The sequence below is a fragment of the Aminobacter sp. LjRoot7 genome, assembly GCF_964252895.1.
Lineage (GTDB): Bacteria > Pseudomonadota > Alphaproteobacteria > Rhizobiales > Rhizobiaceae > Aminobacter > Aminobacter aminovorans_B.
In genome coordinates, this window is the sequence record NZ_CAXUPX020000001.1 from 330,429 (window position 1) to 343,466 (window position 13,038).

Consider the following 13,038-nt stretch of genomic DNA (forward strand, 5'->3'; position numbering starts at 1 on the left):
ACTCCGGCATCTGGACCAATATTCTGGACCAATGGAATTTTCACGACGCAAAAGCCAAGTATCGGGTATCGATCTGCGCCATGGACGCGCGCAACACCACCCAACCGGCACACACAATCTCCCGCGAGACGATCGGGCTTGCCTTGGGCACGCTCGGCGTCGTCATCTTCGGCGGCACCTTGCCGGCGACCCGTGTTGCGCTGGCAACCTTTTCGCCATGGTTCGTCACCCATGGCCGTGCCGCCATCGCCTCGCTTGCCGCGGCCGCCCTGCTGCTGGTCCTGCGCAAGCGGTTCCCGAAGGACGATGCGCCGGCATTGTTCCTCGCCGGCCTGCTCCTGGTCTTCGGTTTCCCGATCTTCTCCTCCATCGCCATGCAGACGGTGCCCGCCTCGCACGGTGGCGTTGTGCTCGGCGTGCTGCCGCTGACGACCAGCATCTTTGCCGCCCTCATCGGTGGCGAGCGGCCATCGCCGTTCTTCTGGGCCTGCGGTGTCGCCGGTGCCGCCCTCGTCGTCACCTTCGCCATCAGCGACAGCGGCATGCAACTGTCATCAGGTGACCTGTTCCTGTTCCTCGCAGCCCTCGCCGCCAGCCTCGGCTACGTCGTTTCGGGCAAGCTGTCGCGCCGCATGCCGGGCTGGGAGGTGATCTGCTGGTCGCTGATCCTGACCGCGCCGATCTCGATCCCTGGAGCACTGTTGAGCTGGCACCCCGAGTTCGCCGCCGCCTCGTCGACGCAGACATTTGCCTTCTTCTATCTCTGCTTCGGCTCGATGTTCCTGGGCTTCTTCGCCTGGAATGTCGGCCTCGGCATGGGCGGCATTGCCCGGGTCAGCCAGGTCCAGCTGCTGCAGTCCTTCGTCACCCTCGCCATCTCCGCCTTCCTGCTTGGCGAACATGTCGGCGCAAGAACTGTCATGTTCGCGCTCGCCGTCATCGCGATCGTGGCGCTCGGCCGCCGCGCCCGGGTCACGCGCTAGTTCCCGCACAAAAGAAAAGCCCGGAGCGACTGCTCCGGGCTTGCCTCCTCCCGCAACTTTACTGGGCGGGTGCAGCCGGCTCGACAGGCTTGGGCTGCATCGGATCGGTGTTCTGCATCTCGCCGCTCGTGCCGCTGTCCGGCGCAGGCGTGATGCTCTTGGTCGTGGTGTTGTCGGTCGCCGGCGGCGAAACCTCAGGCGTCGCGGGTGCAGGCGTCACAGGTGCCGGCTGCTCGGTCACAGGCGGCTTCACGCTTTCGGTGGTGGTGCTGTCGGTATTGCTGTCGCTACAGGCGGCGACGCCAAACAGCGCGATGGCGGAAACCGAGGCGAGAATGAACTTCTTCATAACAATCTCCTTTCGAGAACGGCCCGTCGAACGGGCGTCGGAGATGAAATGCACAGGCAGCCCAGCGGTTTCGTAACGTTCGGAGTCGGCCTGTCACATAAGACCTGTCGTGCCGCCGTCATCACTCCGTCACCGCGCTGTCACGCCGGTACGTTACCCGCTGCGCCCAACAACGAAGCGGGGAATCGCATTTCCATGACCGACGTTTCCGGAGAACTTGTCTTTCGTCGCGGCAAGAAAGTTGGAAAGGCGGTTTACCAGAACCGCGCACTTTCGAAAGAAGGCCTGTCCGAGCGACTGTTCGCCCTTCTGTTTTCGGGCCTCGTCTACCCGCAGATATGGGAAGACCCCGACGTCGACATGGAGGCGATGCAGCTTGGCGAGGGCCACAAGGTCGTCACCATCGCCTCGGGCGGCTGCAATATCCTCGCCTATCTGACCCGCTCGCCGGCACGGATCGACGCCGTCGACCTCAACGGCGCCCACATCGCGCTGAACCGGATGAAGTTGGCTGCCGTGCGTCACCTGCCGACGCAAGGCGATCTCTTCCGCTTCTTCGGTGAAGCCGATGTCGAGCACAACTCGCACGCCTATGACCGCTTCATCGCGCCGCATCTCGATGCCTCGAGCCGCGCCTATTGGGAGCGCCGCAGCTGGCGCGGCAAGCGCCGTATCGCCACCTTCGACGGCAATTTCTACAAGACCGGCCTGCTCGGCCTGTTCATCGCCGCCGGCCATCGCATCGCCAAGCTTTACGGCGTCGACCCGGCGGCCATCATGGCGACGGGCAGTCAGCAAGAGCAGCGCCGCTTCTTCGACGAAAAGATCGCGCCGGTGTTCGAGCGCCGCATGCTGCGCTTCATCACCGCGCGCAAATCCTCGCTGTTCGGTCTCGGCATCCCACCGGCGCAATACGACTCGCTGCTGACCTCGGGCGACGGCTCGATGGCCGGCGTGCTCAAGGCCAGGCTGGAGAAACTTGCCTGCGACTTCCCGCTCGACACCAACTACTTCGCCTGGCAGGCCTTCGCTCGCCGCTACCCCAAGCCCGGCGAAGCTGCCCTGCCCGCCTATCTCGAGCAGGACAACTACTCAACGATCCGCGCCAACGTCGATCGCGTCGCCATCCACCACGCCAACTTCACCGAGCTTTTGGCCGGCAAGGATGCCGGCTCGGTCGACCGCTACATCCTGCTCGATGCCCAGGACTGGATGAGCGACGACCAGCTCAACGCGCTGTGGACCGAAATCACCCGCACCGCCGCATCAGGCGCCCGCGTCATCTTCCGCACCGCGGCCGAACCCAGCCTGCTGCCGGGCCGCCTGTCGCCGGCACTGCTCGACCAATGGACCTACGAAGAGCAGGCCTCGCGCGACTACACCGCCCGCGACCGCTCGGCCATCTATGGCGGCTTCCACCTCTATATGAAGAAATCCTGATGAGCGCGCCCGAGCTTTCGGCCGGCCATTCCGGCCTGATGGACAGCGTCTACCGGCACCAGCGCCACATCTACGACCTGACGCGCAAATACTACCTGCTCGGCCGCGACCGCATGATCTCCGAGCTCGCCCCGCCCAAGGGCGGCACCGTGCTCGAACTCGGTTGCGGCACAGGACGCAACCTGATCCTCGCTGCCAGGCGTTTTCCCGACGCCCATTTCTATGGCCTCGACATATCGGCCGAGATGCTCGCGACGGCCAGGGCGTCGATCGCCCGTGCCGGCCTGTCGGATCGTATTTCACTGGCGGAAGCCGACGCGACCTCGTTTGACCCGGCAGCCCTGTTCGGCCGCGCCGGCTTCGACCGCGTCTTCATTTCCTATTCGCTGTCGATGATCCCCGGTTGGGAACGCTCGGTGTCGGCGGCTCTCGCTGCTTCCACGGGCTCAGTCCACATCGTCGATTTCGGCCAGCAGGAAGGCTTGCCCAACGGATTCCGCAACCTGCTGCGCGGCTGGCTGGCAAAGTTTCATGTCGCCCCGCGCGAGACGCTCGCGTCCGAAATCGCCGCCCAGGCCCGCGCCGTCGACAAGAGCTGCCGCTTCACCTCGCTCTACCGTGGTTACGCCTGGCTCGTCGTCGTTGGCGGGCCCAAGCCTATTTGAGTGCCGCCACCAGCGCCGACAGCATCGCCTGCGGCTTGTAGCGCAGCTTGGACGGCGTCAGCCCAAGCCGCACGACGACCACATTGGCCGACGGCACCATCGCCACCGTCTGGCCGTCATGGCCCTGCATCCAGAAGGTGTCGTCGGGCAGGTCGAAGCCGACATCGGGGTCCTCGCCTTCCGGCGTGCCACCCTCCGGCCCCTGCAACCACAGCTGGCCACGGCCGTACTCGCCAATCGGGGCAGCCGGCGCCTTCTCGCGCATCCAGGTCACATAACCTTCGGGCAGGATGCGCGAACCGTTCCACACACCGTCCTGCAGCAGGAACTGGCCGAAGCGCGCCCAGTCATGCGCCGAGGCGTAGAGATAGGACGAGCCGGCGAAGGTGCCGCGCGCATCGGCCTCCAGCACGGCACTGGTCATGCCGAGCGGCCCGAACAGCTTTTCGCGCGGCCAGGCCAAGGCCTTGGCCGGGTCGCTGACGGCATCCTGCCACAGCCGCGACAGAAGCAACGTCGTTCCGCTGGAATAGGAGAATTTCTTGCCGACGTCGGCAGCCAACGGCTTGGCTGCGGCGAAACCTGCCATGTCGGGCTCGAGATAGAGCATGCGGGTGACATCGGTGACGTCGCCGTAATCTTCGTTGAACTCCAGCCCGCTCGACATCGCCATGAGATCGGCCAGGCTGATTGCCGCGCGTCCGTCGGCCTTCCACGGCTCGAACAGCGCGGTCTTGTCGACCGACATCTTGCCGTCGCCGACGAGCGTGCCGATGATCGCGGCGGTCACCGTCTTGGTCATCGACCAGCCGAGCAGCGGTGTCGATGCAGCAAATCCCTCGCCATAGCGTTCGCCGACGATCCGGCCATTCTGCACCACGACGATGGCGCGCATGCCCGGACCGGCCAGCGCCGCATCGTCGAGAACGGCAGCAATCGCCGGGTTCTGCGAGGCATCAACCTTCTCGCCCTCCGGCCACAGCGCCTCGGCATTGGCCGCGGGTGCCGCAGGAACAGCGCCGAGTGCTGCCGCAGTGATGTCGCCGTCGGGCACGTTGCTGCAGCCAGCACCGTCATGGGCAACCGCCAGCCCCCTGCCGAAGACGCCGAACAGGCCCGCGCGCACCGTGCCCGCACTCTGGTCGACGCTCACCGACATCAGCCTGAGCAACGGATGGCCCGGCGCCTGGACATCGTCGGCCAGCACCTGATTGGCGTCACGACCGGCAATGAAGACGTTGGAACAGACGATCTTGGCAGCATAACCGGAGCCGACGCGGATCAGCGCCGGTGGCGCGAAGTAGAGCCAGGCTGACATGCCAGCGACCGCCAGGACAATGAGGGCGACCAGCCATTTCAGAATCTTGCCGATGATACGCATTGCTTCCCCCGCCCCCGACATCATCCGTCCGCCATGGAATTGCCGTCATTCCTCCGCCAAATCTTTGAGGCTGTCGAGCGCGATCAACGGTTTATCAACCATGATCGGCGATCACAGAGGGGGATGTGCGGTGTCTCGGGGAAACCGCTGATCCATCGGAATAGTATCCGGGCCGCAGGGCCCGCCCCATAAACGATGTGCTCTGGCCGGCTCCCGCCGGTCGCAAGGAGAAGTAATGCGCCGCGCTTCGGCTCTTGTGCTGCTCGCCTTCCTCGGCGCTTGCTCGACTTCCGACACCCTTTCGCTTGGCCCTGTCGGCAACCCCGGCAGCATGGCCTCCGTCTCGGTCAAGAACCCGCGCTTCAGCGACAGCGACCCGCATCAGTGGGAAAGCGGCGCGCCCTGGACCTACGCCATCCACGGCACCGACGTCTCCAAGTACCAGACATCGATCGACTGGCAGCAGGCCAAGGGCAGCGGCATTTCCTTCGCCTTCATCAAGGCGACCGAGGGCGGCGACCGCGTCGACGACTATTTCGCCGAGCACTGGCGCGAGACCAAGTCCGCCGGCGTGCCGCGCGGCGCCTACCATTTCTACTATTTCTGCCGGCCTGCCGCCGAACAGGCGCGCTGGTTCATCCAGAACGTGCCCAACGAGCGCTCGTCGCTGCCGCCGATCCTCGACATGGAATGGAACCCGCAGTCGCCGAGCTGCAAGCTTCGTCCGCCCGCCGCCACCGTGCGCAGCGAGATGAAGATCTTCCTCGAAATGGTCGAGCAGCACTACGGCAAGAAGCCGATCATCTACACCTCGATCGATTTCTTCGACGACAACAACCTGTCGACGTTCCGCGGCTACCCCTACTGGCTGCGTTCGGTCGCCGGCCATCCGACATCGCGATACGGCAGCCACCCCTTCACCTTCTGGCAGTACACCGGCACCGGTGTCGTGCCTGGCATCAGGGGCGACGCCGACATCAACGTCTTCAACGGCAGCGAATCTCACTGGAAGAAGTGGCTCGCCGCCAACACCAGATAGCCCGGACTGCACCGCCGGGCTGCGCATTTCGCATGGCAGATGCGACAAGAAGAGGGGGTGCGGCCCTCGCCCGGGTTCTGTAGAAGGCGCGGCAAGACATTGAGCTGGCCGTCTGCCTGCTTTCGCCGTTCCGCGAAGGCCTGACCGGTCAAGCAGGAGAGCTGCCCATGAAACTGCTGAGCAAGGCGCTGGTCGCCGCCCTTTTCGCCACCGCCGCACTGCCGGCAAACGCGCAGAATACCGCTGCCGTCACCCCGGCCGCGCCCGCGGTGACCTCCGAATGCGGCGACGACTTCGCCACCTGGAAGCAGAACCTCGCCAACGAGGCACGCGCTGCCGGTGTCGGCGAAAAGGGCCTGTCTGCCCTGGCAAACGCCACCCTCGATCCCAAGGTGCTCGAGCGCGACCGCGCCCAGGGCGTGTTCGCCCAGACCTTTACCCAGTTTTCCGAGCGCATGATCAGCGACTATCGGCTGAAGCATGGCGCCGCCAACCTGCAGAAATACGGCCAGTACTTCACCATGGCCGAGCAGGAGTTTGGCGTGCCGGGCCCGGTCATCGCCGCCTTCTGGGCGCTGGAAACCGACTTCGGCGCGGTGCAGGGCAATTTCAACTCGCTCAACGCACTAGTCACATTGGCGCATGACTGCCGCCGCCCGGACCTGTTCCGGCCGCAGGTGATCCCGCTGATCACCCTTATCGACCGCAACGTGCTGCCCGCCGACGTCCAGGGTGCCTGGGCCGGCGAGATCGGCCAGACCCAGATCCTGCCCTCCGACTATCTGGCGCGCGGCGTCGATGGCGATGGCGATGGCATTGTCGACCTCCGCAACACACCTGCCGACGTCATCCTGACGACCGGCAAGAAGATCCAGTCGCGCGGGTGGAAGCGCGGTGAGCCATGGATCGAAGAGGTCAAGGTACCGGCCGAGATGGCCTGGGAAGAAACCGGCCGCACCAACAAGCAGCCGCTGTCGAAGTGGGCAGCTATGGGCGTGACCATGCGTGACGGCACGCCGCTCAAGGACACCGGCCTGAAGGCAGGCATCGTGCTACCGATGGGCCGCAAGGGCCCGGCTTTCCTGACCTATGACAATTACGACGTCTATCTCGAGTGGAACCAGTCGGCGACCTACACGCTGACGGCAGCCCACCTCGCCGCCCGCCTCGCCGGCCAGCCGGCCTTCGACCGCGGCAACCCCGACGCTGGTCTCACCGGCGACGCGATGAAGGCCCTGCAGCAGAAGCTGCATGACAAGGGTTACGACGTCGGCGGCATCGACGGCATCCTCGGCACCAACACCCGCGAAGCCATCCGCCAGGAGCAGATGCGTCTCAAGCTGCCGGTCGACGGCTGGCCGACGGACGAGCTGCTGGCGGATCTGTGAGGGAATAGGGAAGGATTGCCAACGCCTTGCCGTTGGAACCTTCCCTGCCCGTCACATCGCGCTATTCGCTACTCACCATTCCCACTTCGCTTCTTCAAAACAACGCCGCGGCGCGCTCGTGCCACGGCTTCCAGCCGAGCTCGGCACGCGCCTTGTCGCCGCTCAGCCGCTGGCTGATGGCATAGCCGCGCGCCCACTCGCCAAGCCGCTCCGCAGCCTCGTCGACAGCCGTAGCCCGGACTTCGGGCAGCGCCGTTCCCATATGCTGCGCCACGGCTGAGACGATGTCCCCCACGCTCATGCCTTCAATGGCCGAGCCATTGTAGACGGAGCCAGGCCGAGCCTTCTCCATGCCCCGCACATACAGGTCGGCAAGATCCTCGGCATGGACGAGCGGCCAGACCACATCAATCGATCCGACAACGTCGATGCCCCCGCCCTCGCGGATCGCCTCCATGAACGACGAAAACACCCCGCCCTCACCGGAATAGACCATCGCAGGATGAATGACGGTGCCCTCGACCTCCGGTGCTGCCAGCACGCGGCGCATGTTGTCGATCATCCAGCCAAAAGCCGGCAGCGGATCGAACGGGCTGTCCTCCGTGGCCACCTGCTCCCCAGTCGCCCCGAACAGCCAGCAGCCGCCGGTGTAGACGAAGCGCGGCCGCTTCGGCATGGCGCCGAGCACAGGCAATAGCGCATCGAGCAGCGCCGTCTCGACCTCGCCCATGTCGTCGCCGAAATCGGCGGCGGCGTGGATCACGGCGTCCACCGGCGGAAGCTTGCCAGCCCATTCCCCTGCCGCCCGCAGGTCACCGAGTAGCGGAGTGGCACCTGCTGACCTCAGGCGCTCGGCCGACGCCTCGGAACGCGCGAGGCCGATCACCTCATGGCCGCCCTCGACCAGGCGCTGGAGGATATGGCGACCGATGAAGCCGGTGCCGCCGAGAAGGAAAACATGCATGGGGATGGTCACTTAGCGAATGATGAGACGGTAGTGAGTTGCGTAGATCGGAGCAGCCGCGCGGCAATTCAAGCCGCGCGCCCTATTCCCCACTCACTATTCCCTATTCGTCTCCCTCACTCCGCCGCCATCGTCTCCAGGCTGGCAAAGCCTTGCGGCGCGTCGCCCTCGTCGAACGGCGTCGTCACCTCAACGAAGGTGTCGGGGTAGAAGCCGTTGAAGCGGGTCCTCAGCGACAGCGAGTAGGCCCCGATATGACCAATCTCGATCCAGTCGCCGGTGTCGATCGTCTCCGGCAGCCAGAACGGCCGGGACAGGATGTCGACGGAATCGCAAGTCGCGCCGCACACCTTGAATGGCACGATGTTGCTGGCGTCGCCGTTGCGGGTGCGGATCGCCGGATCGGGGATGAAGCGCGCCGGCAGTGTGATCTTGCCGGTCCATGAGTCCGACAGCGACGCCCAGATGCCGTCATTGATGTAGAGCCGCCTGCCCTTGCGCAACAGCACGCGTACTATCAGCGACAGGCAGCGCGCAACGATCACCCGGCCCGGTTCGGCGACGAGCGGCATCTCGTCGAAATTGTACTCCGTCAGGTCGCCGCGCAAGCGCGACATGATCTGCCCGATCGAAGGCATGACCGGCTTTTTCGAATTGGGGTCATGGCCATATTCGGCGGGAAAGCCGCCGCCGACGTCGAGCCCGGCAAGGTCGAACGATACGCGATTGCGCACCCAGTCGACCGAGGCCAGCGCCCGCTCATAGGTGTCGGGGTCCTCGATCTGGCTGCCGACATGGAAGCACAGGCCGACCTTGTAGCCGTTGCGGTTGAGCCGTTCACAGAGCTCTACGGCATTGGCCGGCCCGGCGCCGAACTTCTTCGACAGCTCGTAGGCCGCCGAGCCCTTGGTCTGCACACGCACGAAGACGGTGATCGCACCGGGATCGATGTCGAGTGCCCTGACGACACGGTTCAGCTTGTTGATCTCGTCTTCGTGGTCGACGGCGATCACCCGGATGCCATAGGTCTCGAGCGCCAGGCGGATGTCGGACTGCGCCTTGACCGGGTGCATGTAGATCATCTCGGCTTCGGCAGAGACCTCCCGCACAGCGGCGAACTCGCCGGGTGAAGCGACGTCGAACATCGTCACGCCGGCCTCGACCAGCGCCTTGAGCACAATCAGTTCGCCATTGGTCTTGACCGCATAGGCGGTCCTGCCTGGAAACATCTCCATGAAGGCCCGGGCGTCGGTCTTCAGCACTTCGGGCCGGAAGCAATAGACCGGGGCGTCGGGGCGAAGAGCGAGGGCTGCCTCGCGTGCATTTTCGAATCGCTGCATGGAAGCTCCTCGTTTGCCGGCCGAAATCTAAACCAAGCGGTCCGCGATGCAACCCGACAGGGCTTGGCAGGAGTGTTGCGTCAGCCAAAGGAATCGGGTGGCCCTACCCTGGAATCGCGCGTAGCTGTCGAATGTGACGAAGCGAAGAAGGAGCGGACATGAGTGCACGCGATTGGGCCAGGCTGTTGCTTCTCGGCGCCATCTGGGGCGGGTCGTTCTTTTGCGTGCACATTGCGGTCGCCGAAATCGCGCCGCTCAAGCTCGTGCTGTTCAGGGTGCTCATCGCGGGAGCGGCACTCCAGCTGTTCCTCCTGCTGCGCGGCCCCTCCTTCCGCCTCGCCTTTCCCCACATCGGCACACTGTTCGTGCTCGCGGTGCTCAACAACGTCATTCCGTTCACGCTGATATGCCTCGGCCAGACCGAGATCGGCGCCGGCCTCGCCTCGGTGCTCAACGCCACGACGCCGTTCTGGACGCTTGTCATCGCAAACGCCTTCACCAGCGATGAGAAGCTGAACTGGAACAAGCTGGCCGGCATCGGATTGGGAATCGCCGGCACCGCCATCATGGTCGGGCCGGGTATCGTCGCCGGGCTTGGCGGCCCGGTCTGGGCCAAGTTCGCCCTCGTCGGTGCCTCGCTGTCCTACGCCTGCGCCCTGATGGTGGCGCGCCGGCTGAGGGGCGTGCCGCCGGCCATCATCGCCACTGGCCAGCTGACGGCCTCATCGGTCATCATGATCCCTATCGTGCTGGCGATCTACGGCACGTCGGGCCTGTTTGCGGCCAGCACCAATGCCTGGCTGGCAACTTTTGCGCTGGCGCTTGTCGCCACCGCCTTCGCCTACATCCTGTTCTTCAAGCTGGTGGCCTCGGCCGGCGCCACCAACACCTCGCTGGTGACGCTGATCGTTCCGGCGAGCGCCATGCTTTTGTCGGTAAGTTTCCTCGGCGAGCGCCTCGAAGCCTTCGAACTGGGCGGCATGGCGCTCATCGCGCTTGGGCTCATCACCATCGATGGACGGCTGTTCAAGCGGCGCCAGCCGGCGGGCGCATGAGCGAAAAATCGGATCGGCGTTCGGGAAGGTGATGCCTGGATCAGGATGCTGCAGCGCCGTCTTTCGCCCCTCCGAAGCGGCGGTCGGCGCTGTCGTGGCTAATCGATTTGCCACAATTTCTCCACAACCCTTGCCGGCGCGTTTACCAAGCAAATCCAACGGCTAAGCGCGGAAAACGCGTCGCATTTTCCACAATCTTGTCGCAATGCAGCACATTTTTCGCTTGTGTGTGACCGAAATGACCCTAGATTCCGGCCTGTGGCTTGCAAACAGGAGGCTATGCATGGGACTGACTAGGTCAATCAATGCAGTCATGATTTGCGCTGCCTTTGCCTTCATCGGCGCGCTTATTGTTGGAGTTCTTCCATAGGCCGCTCAACGGCGGAAGACCAAAGCACCTCCAAGGGAAGCTTCGAAAAGGCCGGGATCACCCTCCCGGCCTTTTTGATTCCGCCTTGCCACTTCCGACTTACCGTCAGGCAGCAGCGGATCCCTGCACCACCGGCTGCGGCCGGATGCCGATCATGTGGCACACCGCCACCACCAGGTCGGCGCGGTTCATGGTGTAAAAGTGGAAGTCGTTGACGCCGCGCTCGACGAGGTCGAGCACCTGCTCCACCGCCACGGCCGACGCCACCAGCGCATGCGTCTGCGGGTCCTTGTCCAGGCCCTCGAAGCGCTCGGCCAGCCAGCCCGGGACATGCGCGCCGCAGCGCGAGGCAAAGTTGGCAACCTGCGTGAAGCTGTGGATCGGCAGCACGCCCGGCACGATCGGGATGTAGATGCCGGCCTTGCGGGCCCGCTCGACGTAACGCTCGTAAAGATCGTTGTCGAAGAAGAACTGGGTCACGGCGCGCGTCGCGCCATTGTCGACCTTGCGCTTCAGCATGTCGAAATCAGTGACGAAATCGGGGCTTTCCGGGTGCTTTTCCGGGTAAGCCGAGACCGAGATGTCGAAGTCGCCCTGCGCCTTCAGCGCGCCGACGAGCTCGGCGCCATTGGCGTAGCCGCCGGGATGCGGCTGGTAGGCAGCGCCCACGCCCTCCTTCGGGTCACCGCGCAGCGCCACGAAGCGCTTCACGCCCATGGCGGCAAACTCTGCGATCACCTGGTCGACCTCCTCGCGGGTCGCGTCGACGCAAGTCATGTGCGCGGCGGGCGTCAGCGTCGATTCCTCAAGGATGCGCTTGACCGTGCGGGCAGTGCGCTCGCGGGTCGAACCGCCCGCACCATAGGTCACCGAGACGAACTGCGGGCGAAGCGGCTCAAGGCGGGTCACGGTCTCCCAGAGACGCGCTTCCATGTCGTCGTTCTTGGGCGGGAAGAACTCGAAGGAAACCCGGATCTTGTTGCCGATGTCGGAACGCCTGGAGAGCGGAAATTGGTTCATCAGGCGGTTTCCCTTTGGGCTTGCAATTCAGGATTGGGATCGGCGACCAGCAGGCGCTTGTCGCGCGCCAGCCAGAGCTTCACGGTCAGGCTGGCCTTGGCCGAGCCGCGCGGTTCGAATTCCAGGGTCTCCTCGAGCTCCAGACCAGCCTCGGACAGCCAGTCCTCAATCTGCCGGTCGGAGAAGCCGAGGCGCGCATGCGCATGCTCGGAGCGCAGGAAATCGAGCCCGTGCGGAGCAAAGTCGACGATCACCAGCCGACCCGAAGGGCGCAGCAGCCGCGCCGCTTCCTGGATGGCGCGGGCCGGATCGTCGAGATAATGCAGCACCTGGTGGATGGTGACGAGGTCGAAGGCATCGCGCTCGACCGGCGGCGAGAAGATGTCGCCCTGGCGCACCTGGGCATTGGCCACGCCCGCCTTGTCGAGATTTGCGCGGGCAACGGCCAGCATCTCGCGTGACTGGTCGATGCCGACACCGCGACGATAGAGCGGGGCGAAGATTTCAAGCAGCCGGCCGGTGCCGGTGCCGAGGTCGAGCATCGACTGGAACGGCCGCTTGCCGACCAGCTTGACGAGTGCGGCTTCCACGGCGCGATCAGGTGCATGCAGCGAGCGCAATTCGTCCCAGCTCGCGGCATTGGCGCTGAAATAGCGGGCGGCGCGTTCCTGGCGCTTGTGCTTGACGTCATCGAGGCGTTCGAAATCGCGCACCACCTGGCTGTCGGAAGTGTCGATGCCTGACACCAGCCCCTGCACGAAACCGCGCGCCTGGTCGGCATCCGACAGGCGGAAGAACGCCCAGGAACCTTCCTGGTAGCGGTCGATCAGGCCTGCTTCGAGCAACAGCTTGAGATGGCGCGAAACGCGCGGCTGCGACTGGCCGAGGATCTCGGTCAGGTCGGAAACCGTCAGGTCGCCGCGCGAAAGCAGCGTCAAGATGCGAAGTCGGCTGGATTCGGCCGCCGCCTTCAAGGTATCTACCATGGTGTCGAGCGTCACATGCATCGGCTTTGGTTCTCGCCAAAAGACATAAACATATCTT

12 protein-coding genes are annotated in these 13,038 nt (G+C 64.7%); 6 read left to right on the forward strand and 6 right to left on the reverse strand.

The genetic code is table 11. The features are described from left to right. Positions 1 to 80: 80 nt before the first annotated feature. The gene (locus tag ACSQ3E_RS01670) at positions 81 to 983 is read left to right on the forward strand and encodes a DMT family transporter (protein WP_436121350.1); all 903 of its coding nucleotides are present in this window, start codon (positions 81 to 83) and stop codon (positions 981 to 983) included. Between the two features lie 58 nt (positions 984 to 1,041). Here ACSQ3E_RS01670 and ACSQ3E_RS01675 read toward each other — a convergent pair whose 3' ends face one another. Next, complete coding sequence (locus ACSQ3E_RS01675; RefSeq protein ID WP_436121351.1) at positions 1,042 to 1,332, reverse strand: hypothetical protein; 291 nt, start codon at positions 1,330 to 1,332, stop codon at positions 1,042 to 1,044. 195 nt (positions 1,333 to 1,527) lie between these two features. Between ACSQ3E_RS01675 and ACSQ3E_RS01680 the strand changes: the two genes are divergently transcribed. Both ACSQ3E_RS01680 and ACSQ3E_RS01685 read left to right on the forward strand, forming a co-directional pair. Next, a complete protein-coding gene (locus ACSQ3E_RS01680; RefSeq protein ID WP_436121352.1) occupies positions 1,528 to 2,772 on the forward strand; it encodes a DUF3419 family protein in 1,245 nt (414 codons plus the stop codon). Further along, positions 2,772 to 3,437 carry a class I SAM-dependent methyltransferase gene (locus ACSQ3E_RS01685; protein WP_436121353.1) on the forward strand — a complete coding sequence of 222 codons (666 nt, stop codon included), beginning with the start codon at positions 2,772 to 2,774 and terminating at the stop codon, positions 3,435 to 3,437. The genes ACSQ3E_RS01680 and ACSQ3E_RS01685 overlap by 1 nt, the downstream gene beginning before the upstream one ends. Here ACSQ3E_RS01685 and ACSQ3E_RS01690 read toward each other — a convergent pair. Continuing rightward, positions 3,430 to 4,818 (reverse strand): serine hydrolase domain-containing protein, encoded by a 1,389-nt coding sequence (locus ACSQ3E_RS01690; RefSeq protein WP_436121354.1) that lies wholly within the window; start codon positions 4,816 to 4,818, stop codon positions 3,430 to 3,432. The genes ACSQ3E_RS01685 and ACSQ3E_RS01690 overlap by 8 nt on opposite strands. A 235-nt stretch (positions 4,819 to 5,053) precedes the next feature. Between ACSQ3E_RS01690 and ACSQ3E_RS01695 the strand changes: the two genes are divergently transcribed. Both ACSQ3E_RS01695 and ACSQ3E_RS01700 read left to right on the forward strand, forming a co-directional pair. Beyond that, complete coding sequence (locus ACSQ3E_RS01695; protein WP_436121355.1) at positions 5,054 to 5,857, forward strand: glycoside hydrolase family 25 protein; 804 nt, start codon at positions 5,054 to 5,056, stop codon at positions 5,855 to 5,857. A gap of 167 nt (positions 5,858 to 6,024) precedes the next feature. Beyond that, positions 6,025 to 7,245, forward strand: a complete 1,221-nt coding sequence (locus ACSQ3E_RS01700; RefSeq protein ID WP_436121356.1) for a lytic murein transglycosylase — start codon at positions 6,025 to 6,027, stop codon at positions 7,243 to 7,245. Between the two features lie 94 nt (positions 7,246 to 7,339). On the opposite strand, the gene ACSQ3E_RS01705 is transcribed toward ACSQ3E_RS01700, so the two are convergent. Then, entirely contained in the window at positions 7,340 to 8,209 is an 870-nt protein-coding gene (locus tag ACSQ3E_RS01705) for an NAD-dependent epimerase/dehydratase family protein (protein ID WP_436121357.1), read from the reverse strand. A 116-nt stretch (positions 8,210 to 8,325) separates the two neighbouring features. Then, positions 8,326 to 9,549 carry an alanine racemase gene (locus ACSQ3E_RS01710; RefSeq protein ID WP_436121358.1) on the reverse strand — a complete coding sequence of 408 codons (1,224 nt, stop codon included), beginning with the start codon at positions 9,547 to 9,549 and terminating at the stop codon, positions 8,326 to 8,328. A gap of 158 nt (positions 9,550 to 9,707) precedes the next feature. Here ACSQ3E_RS01710 and ACSQ3E_RS01715 point away from each other — a divergent pair, with 158 nt between their 5' ends. Further along, positions 9,708 to 10,604: a DMT family transporter gene (locus ACSQ3E_RS01715; RefSeq protein WP_436121359.1), complete on the forward strand. Its 897-nt coding sequence runs from the start codon at positions 9,708 to 9,710 to the stop codon at positions 10,602 to 10,604. Between the two features lie 475 nt (positions 10,605 to 11,079). Here ACSQ3E_RS01715 and metF read toward each other — a convergent pair whose 3' ends face one another. After that, positions 11,080 to 11,994 carry a methylenetetrahydrofolate reductase [NAD(P)H] gene (metF, locus tag ACSQ3E_RS01720; RefSeq protein ID WP_067960329.1) on the reverse strand — a complete coding sequence of 305 codons (915 nt, stop codon included), beginning with the start codon at positions 11,992 to 11,994 and terminating at the stop codon, positions 11,080 to 11,082. After that, positions 11,994 to 13,001, reverse strand: coding sequence for an ArsR/SmtB family transcription factor (locus ACSQ3E_RS01725; RefSeq protein ID WP_436121360.1), 1,008 nt, complete (start codon positions 12,999 to 13,001; stop codon positions 11,994 to 11,996). The genes metF and ACSQ3E_RS01725 overlap by 1 nt, the downstream gene beginning before the upstream one ends. Positions 13,002 to 13,038: the final 37 nt, after the last annotated feature.